Annotated in this window: 15 protein-coding genes; 5 read left to right on the top strand and 10 right to left on the bottom strand. The window is 62.1% G+C overall.

What is annotated here, in order from left to right; all coding sequences use genetic code 11:
* Nucleotides 1-74: 74 nt before the first annotated feature.
* Nucleotides 75-536 carry a phosphotransferase system, HPr-related protein gene (locus tag ACZ6YA_RS10410; protein WP_465897015.1) on the bottom strand — a complete coding sequence of 154 codons (462 nt, stop codon included), beginning with the start codon at nucleotides 534-536 and terminating at the stop codon, nucleotides 75-77.
* A gap of 155 nt (nucleotides 537-691) precedes the next feature.
* Between ACZ6YA_RS10410 and ligD the strand changes: the two genes are divergently transcribed.
* Genes ligD through ACZ6YA_RS10385 form a run of 5 tightly spaced genes read left to right on the top strand, consistent with a single transcriptional unit; the run spans nucleotide 692 to nucleotide 6,252 of the window.
* A complete protein-coding gene (gene ligD, locus ACZ6YA_RS10405) occupies nucleotides 692-3,190 on the top strand; it encodes a DNA ligase D (RefSeq protein WP_465897013.1) in 2,499 nt (832 codons plus the stop codon).
* Entirely contained in the window at nucleotides 3,187-4,230 is a 1,044-nt protein-coding gene (locus ACZ6YA_RS10400; RefSeq protein ID WP_465897011.1) for an acyl-CoA dehydrogenase, read from the top strand. Before ligD ends, ACZ6YA_RS10400 begins: the two co-directional genes overlap by 4 nt.
* The gene (locus ACZ6YA_RS10395) at nucleotides 4,227-4,982 is read left to right on the top strand and encodes a PIG-L deacetylase family protein (RefSeq protein WP_465897010.1); all 756 of its coding nucleotides are present in this window, start codon (nucleotides 4,227-4,229) and stop codon (nucleotides 4,980-4,982) included. The genes ACZ6YA_RS10400 and ACZ6YA_RS10395 overlap by 4 nt, the downstream gene beginning before the upstream one ends.
* An 11-nt stretch (nucleotides 4,983-4,993) precedes the next feature.
* Nucleotides 4,994-5,593: a class I SAM-dependent methyltransferase gene (locus ACZ6YA_RS10390; protein WP_465897009.1), complete on the top strand. Its 600-nt coding sequence runs from the start codon at nucleotides 4,994-4,996 to the stop codon at nucleotides 5,591-5,593.
* On the top strand, nucleotides 5,590-6,252 hold the full coding sequence (locus ACZ6YA_RS10385) for a glycosyltransferase family 2 protein (RefSeq protein ID WP_465897008.1): 663 nt from the start codon (nucleotides 5,590-5,592) through the stop codon (nucleotides 6,250-6,252). The genes ACZ6YA_RS10390 and ACZ6YA_RS10385 overlap by 4 nt, the downstream gene beginning before the upstream one ends.
* Before the next feature lie 101 nt (nucleotides 6,253-6,353).
* Here ACZ6YA_RS10385 and ku read toward each other — a convergent pair whose 3' ends face one another.
* From ku to ACZ6YA_RS10340, 9 genes are all read right to left on the bottom strand, one after another.
* A complete protein-coding gene (ku, locus tag ACZ6YA_RS10380) occupies nucleotides 6,354-7,202 on the bottom strand; it encodes a non-homologous end joining protein Ku (protein WP_465897007.1) in 849 nt (282 codons plus the stop codon).
* A gap of 10 nt (nucleotides 7,203-7,212) precedes the next feature.
* Nucleotides 7,213-7,350 (bottom strand): PSPA7_2676 family Cys-rich small protein, encoded by a 138-nt coding sequence (locus ACZ6YA_RS10375; RefSeq protein ID WP_465897006.1) that lies wholly within the window; start codon nucleotides 7,348-7,350, stop codon nucleotides 7,213-7,215.
* 66 nt (nucleotides 7,351-7,416) lie between these two features.
* Nucleotides 7,417-8,016, bottom strand: a complete 600-nt coding sequence (locus ACZ6YA_RS10370; protein ID WP_465897005.1) for a phosphorylase family protein — start codon at nucleotides 8,014-8,016, stop codon at nucleotides 7,417-7,419.
* A gap of 52 nt (nucleotides 8,017-8,068) precedes the next feature.
* Nucleotides 8,069-9,226 carry a carboxylate-amine ligase gene (locus ACZ6YA_RS10365; protein WP_465897004.1) on the bottom strand — a complete coding sequence of 386 codons (1,158 nt, stop codon included), beginning with the start codon at nucleotides 9,224-9,226 and terminating at the stop codon, nucleotides 8,069-8,071.
* A gap of 4 nt (nucleotides 9,227-9,230) precedes the next feature.
* Nucleotides 9,231-10,184 (bottom strand): methyltransferase, encoded by a 954-nt coding sequence (locus ACZ6YA_RS10360; protein ID WP_465897003.1) that lies wholly within the window; start codon nucleotides 10,182-10,184, stop codon nucleotides 9,231-9,233.
* Nucleotides 10,184-11,518 (bottom strand): iron-containing redox enzyme family protein, encoded by a 1,335-nt coding sequence (locus ACZ6YA_RS10355; protein WP_465897002.1) that lies wholly within the window; start codon nucleotides 11,516-11,518, stop codon nucleotides 10,184-10,186. Before ACZ6YA_RS10355 ends, ACZ6YA_RS10360 begins: the two co-directional genes overlap by 1 nt.
* Nucleotides 11,519-11,536: 18 nt before the next feature.
* On the bottom strand, nucleotides 11,537-11,734 hold the full coding sequence (locus tag ACZ6YA_RS10350) for a hypothetical protein (protein WP_465897001.1): 198 nt from the start codon (nucleotides 11,732-11,734) through the stop codon (nucleotides 11,537-11,539).
* Between the two features lie 62 nt (nucleotides 11,735-11,796).
* Nucleotides 11,797-11,979 carry a con-10 family general stress protein gene (locus ACZ6YA_RS10345; RefSeq protein ID WP_465897000.1) on the bottom strand — a complete coding sequence of 61 codons (183 nt, stop codon included), beginning with the start codon at nucleotides 11,977-11,979 and terminating at the stop codon, nucleotides 11,797-11,799.
* Nucleotides 11,980-12,091: 112 nt separating this feature from the next.
* Nucleotides 12,092-13,399 carry an NTP/NDP exchange transporter gene (locus tag ACZ6YA_RS10340; protein WP_465896999.1) on the bottom strand — a complete coding sequence of 436 codons (1,308 nt, stop codon included), beginning with the start codon at nucleotides 13,397-13,399 and terminating at the stop codon, nucleotides 12,092-12,094.
* Nucleotides 13,400-13,402 lie beyond the last annotated feature (3 nt).

The following is a 13,402-nucleotide window of genomic DNA, read 5'->3' as shown; positions in this document are numbered from 1 at the left end:
CCGGCAAAGCCGGTGCCCTTCACCGCGTCGTCTGTTTCGCGGCTAAAGCCGCTCCCACACCACATAATGGGACATCACCGCTTTGGCGGCTCATCCGCCACATCGTCCGTCCACGGCTCACCGTCCAGTGGGGCGGAACGGGTCAGTTCCGCCTCATCCAGGCCAATGCCTCCACCAATTTCACTGGCATCGACTTCGCGCAGATCTTGATCTGCTGGGCCGCCGCCATCGCCCGGCTCATACGGGTCACGTGCACCCGTTTCGTCCAGCAACGTGTCGGGGCTCAGGTCATCATCGGTGACGTTATCCTCGTGCAGGCTGTCGGTCAGCGCTTCACCGCCGGTCATGCCACTCTCTGCCACGCGCTGCGGCGGGAACTCCTTGTCCACTTCCGAGGCCGGGCGTTCATCGCCGATACGCCCCTTGCGCTCGTCGTTGCGCTCACTGAAATCCAGCTCATGAACGCTGCCCATGCGATCCTCGGTGTCGTCGATTTCGCTGGGCGTGTAAGGCCTGCGGTCAGTGGGTTGGCTCATCTCGGCTCTCCATCAGAGGGGTGTAACTGGTCGACTGCACAGAACAGCCGAGATTCAGTCTTTTTCACGCCTGGCCCCTCGCTTGCAATTTTTTGAACTCCCGCCTCGCCCGCTGCCTCCCTAATTAAGGACCGCCACCCTATCTGGAGCCCGATATGGCCAAACCCTTGGAGGAATATGAGCGCAAGCGTGACTTCAACGCCACGTCCGAGCCTAGCGGCAAGCGGGGGCGCGCCAAGGCAGCGCATGCCCTGCAGTTCTGCATCCAGAAGCACGATGCCAGTCACCTGCACTACGACTTCCGGCTTGAACTGGATGGCACGTTGAAAAGCTGGGCGATTCCCAAAGGCCCGTCGCTGGATCCTAAAGTGCGACGTTTGGCTGTGCATGTCGAAGATCACCCGCTCGACTACGCAGACTTCGAAGGCAATATCCCGGAAGGCCATTACGGCGCCGGGGATGTGATCGTCTGGGACCGGGGTATCTGGGAGCCGGAGGGTGATGCACACCAAGCCTATGCCAAGGGCAAACTGCGTTTTCGCCTGCAAGGCGAAAAGCTCAGCGGTGTGTGGAACCTGTTCAGGACCCATCTGGCCGGTAAGAAAGAGCAATGGATGCTGGTCAAGTCGCATGACGGCCAGGCGCGAAGCGAGGCCGATTACAGCATCGTCGAGGCGCAGCCCGACAGCGTGATCAGTGATCGCACCCTGGTCCCCCGTCGTAAGGCGAAAACGGAGAAGGCCGGAAAACCGGCCAAGCGCAGTCGCGCCAATGCAGGTAAAAAGGTTGCCCTGCCCGATACATTGCAGCCTCAGCTGGCGACCCTGGTCGACTCGCCTCCCCAAGGCGACTGGCGTTATGAAGTCAAATTCGATGGCTACCGCATTCTCGCCCGCATCGAGGGCGACGACGTTCGCCTGTTCACGCGCAATGGCCATGACTGGAGCAGCAAGATGCCCCGGCAGGTCGCGGCACTGCGTGCACTCGGTATCGACTCTGCCTGGCTCGATGGCGAGATGGTGGTCAATGGCGAGAACGGCGTGGCCGATTTCCAGGCCCTGCAGAATGCCTTCGACACCGAACAGGATGGGCAAATCGTCTACTACCTCTTCGACCTGCCATTGCTGGGCGGTCGGGACCTGCGCGAGCAGCCGGTGGAGGATCGGCGTGAAGTACTGCGTCAGCTCCTTGAGCACGACTCATCCGAGGTGCTCGAATTTTCCGCCGATTTCGATCAACCGGTGCAATCGCTGCTCGACAGCGCGTGTCGTCTGGAGCTCGAAGGCCTGATCGGCAAGCGTGCCGGCAGCGCGTACATCGGCCGGCGCAGCGCCGACTGGATCAAGCTCAAGTGCAAGCAACGCCAGGAGTTCGTGATCGTCGGTTTTACCGACCCCAAGGGAAGCCGCAGCGGTTTCGGCGCGCTGCTACTGGCCCTGCACCACCCCGACAGCGGCGAGTTGCGCTACGCAGGTAAGGTGGGCACGGGCTTCAGTGCGACGACGCTGGACAGTATCCATGCCCGCCTCAAACCCTTGGAGGTTGCCAAGCCCGCCCTGCCCCAGCCGCCGACCGGTGCCGAGGTCCGCGGTGTGCACTGGCTCAAGCCGCAACTGATGGCCGAAGTCTCGTACGCGCAAATGACCCGCGATGGGATCGTGCGCCACTCGGTGTTTCATGGCTTGCGGGACGACAAACCGGCCAGCGCCATCGACCTGGAGCGTGCCATGCCAGCCAACAAAGTTTCCAAGCATAAACCAGCACAGCAAGACGAAGACTTAGGCGACCTGCGCCTCACCCATCCAGACAGGGTGATCGACGCCACTATCGGCGCGACCAAACGGCAGGTTGCCGAATATTACGCAAGCGTCAGCGAATTGATCCTGCCCCAGCTCAAGGATCGCCCGGTCGCATTGGTCCGCGCCCCGGAGGGTTTGGGCGGCGAGCTGTTTTTCCAGAAGAACGCCGGCCAGTTGCATATCGCCAATGTCGTCACCTATGACAAGGCAGAGGCCGGCCAGGCGGCAATGGTCATAAACCGCCCCGACACCCTGCTCGGTGCGGTGCAAATGAACATGCTCGAACTGCACACCTGGAATGCCACCGACAAGGACTTCGACAAGCCTGACCGCTTCGTGCTTGACCTGGACCCCGACCCGGCACTGCCGTGGAAGGCCATGATCGAAGCCACCCAGCTGACATTGACCCTGCTCGACGAACTGGGCCTGCAAGTGTTCCTCAAAACCAGTGGGGGCAAAGGCATGCATCTGGTGGTGCCGCTGACCCGGCGTGCCAGCTGGGATGAGGTAAAGGACTTCAGTCATGCCATCGTCAACTACCTGGCCAAGCTGTTCCCCGACCGCCTGAGCGCGGTGTCCGGGCCGAAGAATCGGGTTGGGCGGATTTTCATCGACTACCTGCGCAACGGCAAAGGCGCTACGACGGCCTGCGCCTATTCCCTGCGCGCCCGCGAAGGGTTACCGGTGTCGGTGCCGATATGGCGTGAGGAGCTGGGCCAGTTGAAAGGCGCCAACCAATGGCACATCGGCAACCTGCACGAGCGCTTGGCCGAAGTCGACGACCCCTGGGCGGCAATGGGCAAAACCCGGCAATCGATTACCGCGCGCATGCGCAAACAGATGGGGATGGCATGAGCATCATTCAGGATTTCAATCTGGACACGCTGGACAGCTTGCTGCGCACCTTCAGTGAGCGGCCGCAGGCACTCAACCTGGACGCCCAATTAGCGCAACTGATGCAGGCCTTGCGGGCTGGCCATCTCGACCTGCTGCCCCTTCCGGGTCGTGGCGAGACCTTGCAGCGCTGGCAGACCTTGGCGCGGATAGCCGGATGCGACCTGGCATTGGCAAAACTCTACGAGGGCCATACTGACGCGCTGGCGATTCTGGCCGAGTGTGGCGCGACACACCTGGCGGGCGAGGGAGTATGGGGCGTATGGGCCGCCGAGCCCCCCGATGCCCGTGCCCAGATCGTTGCCCGAAATGGCGATGAAGTACGCCTGAGCGGGCGCAAGGCGTGGTGCTCTGGCGCGTTGCAGATCGATCACGCATTGATTACCGCCTGGACCGATAGTGACCTGCCGCAGTTGGTGGCGATCGAGCTGGTCGACACCCGCAATAACCTGCAGATCGATCATTGGCAAGCGGTTGGCATGGGCATCACGGCAAGCGTGGAAGTCGCCTTCGACGACACGCCAGGGATCGCGGTCGGCCATTCGGGCCAATACCTTTCGCGCCCGGGCTTCTGGCATGGCGGCGCGGGTATTGCTGCCTGCTGGTATGGCGCTGCAGAAGCGTTGGCCGACTATCTGCGCGAGCACTGCCGCAAACCCCGAGCAGAGGCCCATGCGCAAGCGCACCTGGGTGCGGTAGACGCAGCGCTGTTCGGCGCCCGCGCCGCATTGCGCGAATGTGCAGCGTGGATCGATCTACATCCTGCCGCCGACGCCAGCTTCGAGGTACGGCGCGTGCGTGCCCAGGTGGAACAGGCGGTCGATCAGGTCATTCATCATGTGGGACGCGCCCTGGGTGCCGCTCCTTTCTGTCGCAACGCCCATTTCGCGCGACTCAGCGCCGACCTTCCGGTTTACCTGCGCCAGAGCCACGCCGAACGCGATCTGGCCACCCTCGGACAACAGCTGGCCCACGTACCGGCAGGAGCCTGGCAGCTATGACGGAAAACCTCATTCAGGCTACTTCAGGCACGTCCTGGGCGGATTGGCAACAGTCCGCGCACTTGGCCCGTGCGACCTGGATTACTCCGGAACAGCTCCTTCCCCCGGGCCGACGCCTGGTTCTTCTGGCACCGCACCCGGATGACGAGATCTTGATGGCCGGTGGTTTACTGGCGGGAATGCACGGCCGCGAGAAGGACCTGCTGCTGATTTCCGCTACCGATGGTGAAGGCAGCCACCCCGACTCGCCGACCTGGACCGAACACCGCCTGCGTCGACAAAGGCCATTGGAGAGTCGCCATGCGTTGCAGCAGCTGGACCTGGATCTCAACACCCTGGATTGGCGCCGGCTGCACCTCAAGGACGGCGGACTGCCGCGTGATGAGGCGTTTCTGGTCAATCACCTTAACCAGCTGCTCAAGCCCGACGACCTGTTGATGACCACCTGGCGCGGTGACGGCCACTGTGATCACGAAGCGCTCGGCCGCGCCGCCGCCCAAGCCGCGCTCGCGCGCGGCGTCCAGCTGGTCGAGGTGCCGGTGTGGGCCTGGCACTGGGCTCAGCCTGACGACGCACGCCTGCCGTGGCCACGGGCGCATCGCCTGCAACTGGATGAAGTACGTGTGGCACGCAAGCGCCAGGCGATCGCCGCGCATCACAGTCAGCTGGAGCCTGACCAGCAGCGGCCGCCCGTATTGCCTGCGCACCTGCTCGACTGCCTGTTGCAGCCGTTCGAACTGATATTCATGTGAAGAGAGACGTCATGAGCCTTGATGCCCAGTATTTCGCCGATTTATATGCCGATAATGAGGATCCTTGGGCGTTTCGCACCCGCTGGTACGAACGGCGCAAGCGTGACTTGCTGCTGGCTAGCCTGCCGCGACAGTGTTACCAACGCGTGTTCGAGCCAGCGTGCGCGAATGGCGAGGTAAGCGCCGCGCTGGCTGAACGCTGTGCCGAACTGCTGTGCCAGGACCTGGACCCGACTGCCGTGCAGTTGGCCCGGCAGCGCCTTGCGGGCCTGCACAATGCCTCGGTAACCCAGGGTCGCTTGCCGGCGGACTGGCCTGGCGGCAGTTTTGACCTGATCGTGCTCAGCGAGGTGGGTTACTACCTCGATCCCACCAACTGGTTGCAGGTCATCGAGCAATCCGTCGCCAGCCTCACCGATGACGGCGGCCTGCTGGCCTGCCACTGGCGCCACCCGATTGCAGGCTGCCCGCAGGATGGCCAGCAGGTCCATCAGATGCTGGCCAGGCACTTGCCGTTGTATCCGGTCGTACGCCATGAAGAGGCGGATTTTCTGCTGGAATACTGGTCCTGCCAGCCCAGCGTGGTCGACCTGAACGAGACGTGCTCATGATTGCCGTGGTGATTCCGGCGCACAACGAAGCACGTCGGCTGGGCCGTTGCCTGAAGGCCATGGGTGCAGCGGTGGCCTTGGCCGAGCAGGCAGGCCATCAGGTCGAAGTGCTGGTGGTGCTGGACCGTTGTGTCGATGGGAGCGCCGCGGTGGCAAAGCGTTTCGGTGTGGACACCGTGGCGGTCGCTGCCGGCAGTGTCGGCATGGCCCGGCGCCTGGGTGCTGAGCTGATGCTGGAGCGCGGAGCCCAGTGGCTGGCTTGCACCGATGCCGACAGCCAGGTACCGCCGCATTGGCTGCTGTCGCAACTGGACTGCAGTGCCGAGGTGGTCTGTGGCACGGTGCATATCGAGCGCTGGCAGCCGTGGCAGCGTGCTGCCTTGCGCAAGCTGTACCTCAGTGGATATCAGGCGTGCGAGGGACATCGGCACATTCATGGAGCAAACCTGGGTGTTTGTGCCCGCGCCTATGAGCGCGTAGGTGGCTTTCAGCCTTTAAAAGCGCACGAGGATGTGCAGCTGGTGCGCGATCTAGAGGCCAGCGGAGCGCAGATCGTCTGGACGGCCAAGCACAGTGTGGCGACCAGTAGCCGCATTGATAGCCGGGCGCGGGAGGGGTTTGGGGACTTCCTTTCGGGGTTGCAGGCGCAGATTCCCTAGCGTTTTCGCTGGCCTCTTCGCGGGACGAGCCCGCTCCCACACGTTGGAGCACCGATCACCTGTGGGAGCGGGCTTGCCCCGCGAAGAGGCCAGTCCTGCTCTTAAGAAGCCTTTCGAGTCTTACGAGCTGGTTTTTTCTCAACAGGTGTTTTCTTGGCAGTCTTGCCCCCAAGGCTGCGTTTGAGCAGTTCGGTAAGGTCGATGATATCGGCGCTTTTCTCGGCATCGCCGCCCTCGCCCTTGTCCACCACACTGATCTTGCCCTTGCTGGCCTTCTCCTCCACCAAATCCATGATGGTCTGGCGGAATGCGTCATGGTATTCATCCGGCGCCCAGTCACCGCTCATATCCTCGACCAGTCGCTTGGCCATATCCAGTTCACGCTTGTCGACCTTGGTGTCGGTCACGCTCTTGTCCAGCTCCAATGTCTCCACCCCCCGCACCTCTCCTGGCCAACGCAACGTGATCATCACCAGCGCATCGTCGAGCGGGCGAAGCAGCGCGAGGTGCTGACGGGTGTGCAGCACCACGGTGGCCAGGGCCACTTTGCCGGTGCTTTCCAGGGTTTCGCGCAGTAACGCATAGACCTTGCCGCCACGCCGGTCAGGGCTCAGGTAATACGGGGTATCGAAATGCTGCAGGGGGATATCGCTGGCGGCGACGAAGGAAAAGATATCGATGGTCTGGGTGGCTTCGGGACGGGCCTTGCGGATCTCTTCCTCACTGATCACCACATAGCGCCCTTTTTCGTATTCAACGCCCTTGACGATATTGTCCTTGTCGATTTCCTTGCCGGTCACCTTGTTCACGCGCTTGTAGCCCACAGGCTCCATGCTGCGCTTGTCGAGCCAGTCAAAATCAACCCGCTCCGTACGCACCGCAGTATTGAGGGACACCGGGATATGTACCAGGCCGAAACTGATAGCGCCTTTCCAGATTGCCCTGGCCATGGCGGTCCTCCTAAGGTTGCAGGGGTTGGCCGGGCTGACAGTAACGCAACGCGCCACAGCGGTCGCAGTGCTGGCAGTGCAGCCCGACGATTTCGGGGTGGGCCATGGCACGCCAATGGCAGCCACGCAGCAGGCAGAGAAGGGTCATCAGCCACCTCCTTGGCCCGGAAACGCCGGGCGCTTACTTGAAATGACTGCGTGGCGACGGGAAGGTTTACTCAGATTGCCTGGCGGCGTTGAACAACACCCGCTTGAACGCTTCGGCGGCCAGGTGCACTTGCACCGACCAGTCGTCTGCCGCATCGCTGCCGGCGTCATCGGAGATGTATTTCAGACAAACGAAGGGTATGCCCTCGCTGCGGGCGATCAGCGCCAGCACATAGGCTTCCATGTCGACAGTGTCATACGGCGACTCGCCATGGTTGACCTCGAAGCTGTCGCCACTGCCGCAAGTGCCGAGTGGCAAGCCAGGGATCGCTTGCCCGTGCTCCAGCAGTACCGGGATGTCGGATAGCGGCGTCTGGTAACGGGCAAAACCCAGAGGCGTCACGTCCATGTCCCGCTGCACGAAGCGCGTGCAGCAGACCACTTCACCTTTGCCGTAGCGCTGGCTGCCGGCCGAGCCGAGATTGACGATGAGCTTGGGGCGCTGCTGATGGATGGCCTTGGTCAGGGCAATGGCGGCATTGACCTTGCCGATGCCAGTAAAGACGGTATTCACGTCGGTGAACACCGAGCCTGCTTCCGCCTCGAGTGCGAACACGAACAGGGTATCGGCCAGCGTGATGTCGGGGAATTGCTGGTTCAGCATCATGGGGCGGGCATTCCGAATGGCTTGCAATGGACGCCGCCATTGTCGGCAAAGCCTAGCGTAATGCAAGTGCTGGCGTTGTGGGTTGCGACCCTGATGGCCCACGGGCTTGAGCCAGCACCTGGTCCACTACCGCGTGCAACGCTTGGGTATTGCTCGCCCCGTCTTCGCGCGCCTGCCTCAAACAGGCCAGTTGCAGATCGGCGCTGCTACCTTCGCGCAGAATGCGTTGAGCTCGGGTAAAGGCAAACTCGGCGTCCAGGGTCTGGATGGGGTAGCAGCTTTGCAGTTGCGCCAGCCAGCCAAGCGCGGTAACTGGTTGCTGCTCATGAACCCCGATGAATTCGGCCAGGCGCCCATAGCGCAGCGCGCGCCAGTAGTTTTCCTGGGTCACCCAGCGCAGTTCACGGCTGGCGGGGGCAACCTGGCGAGCGGGTTGCAGGCAGTGCTCAACCAGATGGCGAAACAGGCCGGCCAGGCACAGGCCGTCCTCCAGGTCAGGGCAAGCGTCGCAGATGCGAAGTTCCACGGTAGGGAAACGCCGTGACGGCCTTATCGCCCACCAGAAATCACCCTCCGCGGCCAGTGCGCCGGTGCGTTGCAGCAATGCCCGGTAACGTTCGTAAGCGGACCAGTCTTGCAAGGGCTCTGGTAGCCCCATGTGTGGCCATTCCCCACAAATCACCCGGCGATAGCTCATGTAGCCTGTCACTTGCCCCATCCATAACGGCGATGACGTGCTCAGCGCGAGAAACAACGGCAGCCAGTACAGTACGCGATTGATCAACTGCATGCGGTCATGGCCCGGCGGCACGCCGACGTGTACGTGCAGCCCATTGAGCAAGCTGCGACGAGCGACATGCCGATAATCTTCGAACAATTGCCGATAATGCGCTGTTGGTCTGGCCCGCTGTCGCAGCCACGGTGCATTCGGATGGCTGGCTGCGCAGTACAGGCCCACACCCTCTTCGGCCAGCGTTTCAATCAGCCGCGAACGGCTATCCTGGATAAACCTGCGCGCTTGCAAAAGATTGCCAAATATAGGTGATACCAGCTCGATCTGGCTGAGAAACATTTCGTCGGCGAAGTGCTTGCCTAAGACCTTATGACAGCGCTCGGCGAGGCTTTTCGAGGGCGATGCCAGCACCCGCCTGCTGGCCAGATCCAGCAGCAGGTATTCTTCTTCGATTCCAAACGTGCAGGCGCGATACATGGCGTCAGGCGCAGCGGTTGATTGACAGAACCACTGCGGCGATGCGCTCGACGTGCTCGTACCCCGGTTCAAGCAGCTGTTCGCCAAACACGTCGGGGTCCACTTCACGATACACCCACGCCCATTCCGGCCCGGCCAGTCGCAGGCGAACCGCTTCCAGCAATGGGTCGCGACCTTCAACGATCGCCACACCGGTGTACAACAGCAAGGTGCCGCCGGGGCCCAGACGCTCGCACGCTTGGTCGACGATGCGCACTGACAGCTGCGCGCCAAGACTCCCACCGCCGTGGCGATAGGTTCGCTGCCCGGCATCCAGCATGTAAGGTGGGTTAGCCACTATCAAATCGAAGGTGCCGCTGATGCCGTCCAGCAGGTCGCTGGACTGGATCGACACATTGCTTACCCCGGCCAGTGCCGCATTGATAGCGGTGTAACGCAAGGCCAGAGGGTTGATGTCGAGCGCGGTCACCTGGGCGTGTTGTGCCGCGCGAGCGACGATCAGCGCGCCGATGCCGCTGCCGCAGCCGATGTCCACGGCGTGTTCGACGGGCAGCGGGTTGCGCTGCAAGTGGTCGTGGATGACCTGGGCGAAACGGTAGCTATCCGGGCCGAAGAATACCGCGTCGTTGGCATCGGTCGGATAAGCGGAATGCACCAGGAGCAGGTCATCGAGGCTGGACCAGCGTACCCGGCTAAGCAACAAGTCGCCGTGCTGGGACAGCACCTGCGCAGTGCGCATCTGCTCCAGCTCATCGGCCGATACCATCGAAGCGGCGAACGGCCGGCTCCAGCCAAACACATCGCGCAGGTTACGCGCCTGTTCAGTACCTTCCCTGGCATTGTTGCGGGCATGGGTAGCGGGCGTCACGCAGGTGAAGCGGTAGCCATCTGCACGCAGGCGCTGCCCCAGTTTCAGCAATGCCTCATCAGCCTGTACTTCATACGGGGTAAGCATCATCAGTGCGGGCCCTCCTGGGCGAGGCCGGTGGCCTTGAGATACGCACGCGTCGCCTGCAGGCCCTCCGGCAGGGCATGGCGATTACCCGCCATGCGTGCCAGAAGGGTCTCGATATCTGCCTTGGCGTCGTCCGCTGGGGTCACGCGGGTCTGCATCAATTCAGCCTCCCAGGTGCCCGGAGGCACGCGCCGCTGGGGTGTTTGCCAGCCGTCGGCGATCCAGTCATGCCAGAGTTGCTTTTCATAGGCATTGAACACGCCGAACATGGGCGCATTGGGGCCGTCGATGAGCGACCACCAGCGGCTGTCGGCAGGATCTTGCCCGCGCTTGATCCAACCCTGCGCCTGCAAGGCCTGCAAGAAGGCTGGCAGCGCATCAGGATCAGCCAGCCACTGGTTGACCGTGCGTTGCTGCAGGCGGCAACGGTCGGCGTGCATGAACTGCCCGAAAACACGTTTGCGCGCCAGTAGCGCCATGATCTGCGATTCAAGCTCGAAGCGCCTGATCAGAGTCGGCGTGTCAGTGCCCAGAGCGTTCAACCGGTAACCGTGCCGCACCCGTTGGTAGAATGCCTCGGCGCTGCCCTGGGGGCACAGTTGTTGGACAGCATGAATGGCCTTGTTGGCATGGCCGATGGCTGCGTTGTCGATCGTCACGTGCAATTGGAAGTAGTAGCCATCGATGCCCAGTTCAGCGAGCTCGTGAGTGGTGATCAGCAGATGCAGTGGCGGCTGTTCATAGCCAAGGTTATAGCCGATCACTTCAGGCAGATAATCATCCGCGCACATGCCCAAGGCCAACTGCAGGGCCCCCTGCAGGTAACGTTCGTCGTCCAGTTCGAAGGGTTCCAAACAGCCCAGCCGGCTAAGCAACCGCTGGTAGATGAGCACATGGTTGCAGCGCGGGTCGCCTTCGCCCAATTCCTCGATGTAGGTGCGAATCAGACCGTGGAAGCGTGGGTCTTGCCAGTGGCGCAAAGTGCCGAAAAGCCAAGCACCGTCTACTGCCTTGGTCGGCGCTACCTGCTGAATGAACCACAACGCCTGGGCGCGGTTGGCAAAAAAACGACGGGGCGCGCCCTGGCGGCGCTGTTCAAGGTATTCGGCATGATCGGCGGCCACCTGCGCGGCATGTTGGGCGCTCCACGCGTGCAACTGGTCGACGCGCTCTGGCAGGTCGTCAGGAAGAGAGTGTGTCAGCGCGAGTTGTTCGGCCAGCCAGTCATGAATGCCGTTTGCGTGGCCGTTCAACAGTGATTCATAGTGATTGGCGAGGGAAACGTGCGCGGTCGAAGCCGGCGTCAGGGGTAAGCTGTTTCGAGACAAGACCGTCATACCGCCCTCCTCGTCTGCTTATTGGCTCTGGCCTTCGCGCGGCATAGGCTCCGGGCCTGGCGCAGGTTGTGGTGCAGGTTTCTCAGTATTCTGTTGCATCTGCAGCGAAGGCTTGCTCTGATCGGCATCCTTTGCCGGGTGATCGCTGTCGCGGTCGAAGCAGCCACCAACAAGGGTGAGGCTGCCGAGTAATCCAAGTAGTGGAAGCAAACGCATGGGAAGTCCTCGTGCGGGAGTGAATCGCAGTGCCAGGTTGCCCCGACACTGCGCTGCGTCACTTACGAACGCCCGCCTTTGCGGCTGGTGTCGTTGGTGTGGCCACCACCAGACTGTTGGCCCCCTTTGCGTCCGGCTTCGGATGCCTTTTCGCGGTCATTGGCGAAGTTACCAGGATTTTTCGAACCGCCCTGGCTGCCTTGACCTGCCTGGCTGCCGGCACTGCCCTTATCTTTCTTGTCCATGGTGCGAAACCTCATATGACTTCGGGATGCACGGCGCAAACGCCGTACATAGTCTCGGAGTTCGGCAATATCGAAGGATTCGCTTTATTGCGATGGGTTCGGACCGGTGGCATTAAATAAGCGGCGGTGGAGTATTTGGTGCGCCAGCAGATGATGGGCTTTCACTGTCCAACTGACGCTGCCGCCGTCCCAGCCAGGCGCCGGTCACCCCCCAGCCCAAAGCGATTGCTGCGCCGATGAACATGGCCAGCTGCGGATGCTCCCCCAACACATCCAGCCCGCGCTTCACCCATCCGCTTAGCGCATCGCCGCCGCGATACACCACCGTGTCGATGAAGTTCTTGGCTTTGTACTTGTCTTCGGCTGGCAGCACGGTAAACAGCATCTCCCGCCCCGGCCGCACCAGGGCATACTCGCCGGCGCGGCGCACCACCATCACCACCACGAACACGGCAAACACTGGCGCCAAGGCCAGCCACACGAAACCTGCCGCCATTATCAGCGGCACCGCCACCAGCAACACGCCAACGCCCATTCGTTTGGCCAGGCGGCCGGTGATGAACACCTGGGTGAGAATCGCCAGGCCTTGCACCACGCTGTCGATGATGCCGAACACCTGGGTCTGACGAGTACGATCGGTAAAGGTCTCGCTGACGATCCTCGCCTGCTCGAAGTACAGGAAGGTACTGACGCTGGCGAGCAGTACTACGAACAAGGCGATCCCCAGCAGATACGGTGAACGCATCACGGCCGTTGCGCCCGCGAATGGATTGCCGCCCAAGGGTTTGGAGGCTGGATGATCATTGGGCGCCGGCAGTGGATGGCGGTCACGCCAGCGCTGAAGATAAGCCGCTGCAGCGATGCTGCCCATCAGGAACACTCCGGCCAGCACCACCAGGCCGGCATGGCCGAGCGGTGCGACCAGCAGCGTGCCGAGGATCGGACCGCTCAGGCCGCCCAGGCTGGCCCCGGCCGCGAGCAGGCCGAACAGGCGCTTGCCTTGTTCGGTGGAAAACAGGTCGGTCAGTACGCTCCAGGCCAGGGATATGGTCAGCAGGTTGAACACCGACAACCAGATGTAAAAAGCCCGCGCGTTCCACAAATCATCGGGTTCGCGGGCAAATAGCACAGCGAACAACAGCAAATTGCTGGTGAAGAAACCATACGTCCAGGGCAGGATCTGCCGCCGGCGCACCTTTGAAGCCAGCCAGCCGAACAACGGCAGGCATGCCAGGGTGGCGATGAAGGTACCGGTAAACAACCACTGCAGGTTTTCGACGCCGCCAGCCACGCCCATGGTTTCGCGTACCGGTCGCAGCATGAAATAGCCGGTGAACAACAGGTAGAACAGCGCCAGCCCAGCAATAACGGCCGGGCCCTCTCCCGGTTGGATGTTCAGTCCTCTGCGCCAGTTGAACATGGC

The organism is Pseudomonas sp. NPDC090752, assembly GCF_055584805.1.
The sequence above is the reverse complement of the archived record's forward strand: the minus strand, read 5'-3'. Positions and strand labels throughout refer to the sequence as shown.

Coding starts and splice junctions, on each gene's coding strand:
- ACZ6YA_RS10410 (WP_465897015.1), bottom strand. CDS start 536: ATGAGCCAACCCACTGACCGCAGGCCTTACACGCCCAGCGAAATCGAC.
- ligD (WP_465897013.1), top strand. CDS start 692: ATGGCCAAACCCTTGGAGGAATATGAGCGCAAGCGTGACTTCAACGCC.
- ACZ6YA_RS10400 (WP_465897011.1), top strand. CDS start 3,187: ATGAGCATCATTCAGGATTTCAATCTGGACACGCTGGACAGCTTGCTG.
- ACZ6YA_RS10395 (WP_465897010.1), top strand. CDS start 4,227: ATGACGGAAAACCTCATTCAGGCTACTTCAGGCACGTCCTGGGCGGAT.
- ACZ6YA_RS10390 (WP_465897009.1), top strand. CDS start 4,994: ATGAGCCTTGATGCCCAGTATTTCGCCGATTTATATGCCGATAATGAG.
- ACZ6YA_RS10385 (WP_465897008.1), top strand. CDS start 5,590: ATGATTGCCGTGGTGATTCCGGCGCACAACGAAGCACGTCGGCTGGGC.
- ku (WP_465897007.1), bottom strand. CDS start 7,202: ATGGCCAGGGCAATCTGGAAAGGCGCTATCAGTTTCGGCCTGGTACAT.
- ACZ6YA_RS10375 (WP_465897006.1), bottom strand. CDS start 7,350: ATGACCCTTCTCTGCCTGCTGCGTGGCTGCCATTGGCGTGCCATGGCC.
- ACZ6YA_RS10370 (WP_465897005.1), bottom strand. CDS start 8,016: ATGATGCTGAACCAGCAATTCCCCGACATCACGCTGGCCGATACCCTG.
- ACZ6YA_RS10365 (WP_465897004.1), bottom strand. CDS start 9,226: ATGTATCGCGCCTGCACGTTTGGAATCGAAGAAGAATACCTGCTGCTG.
- ACZ6YA_RS10360 (WP_465897003.1), bottom strand. CDS start 10,184: ATGATGCTTACCCCGTATGAAGTACAGGCTGATGAGGCATTGCTGAAA.
- ACZ6YA_RS10355 (WP_465897002.1), bottom strand. CDS start 11,518: ATGACGGTCTTGTCTCGAAACAGCTTACCCCTGACGCCGGCTTCGACC.
- ACZ6YA_RS10350 (WP_465897001.1), bottom strand. CDS start 11,734: ATGCGTTTGCTTCCACTACTTGGATTACTCGGCAGCCTCACCCTTGTT.
- ACZ6YA_RS10345 (WP_465897000.1), bottom strand. CDS start 11,979: ATGGACAAGAAAGATAAGGGCAGTGCCGGCAGCCAGGCAGGTCAAGGC.
- ACZ6YA_RS10340 (WP_465896999.1), bottom strand. CDS start 13,399: ATGTTCAACTGGCGCAGAGGACTGAACATCCAACCGGGAGAGGGCCCG.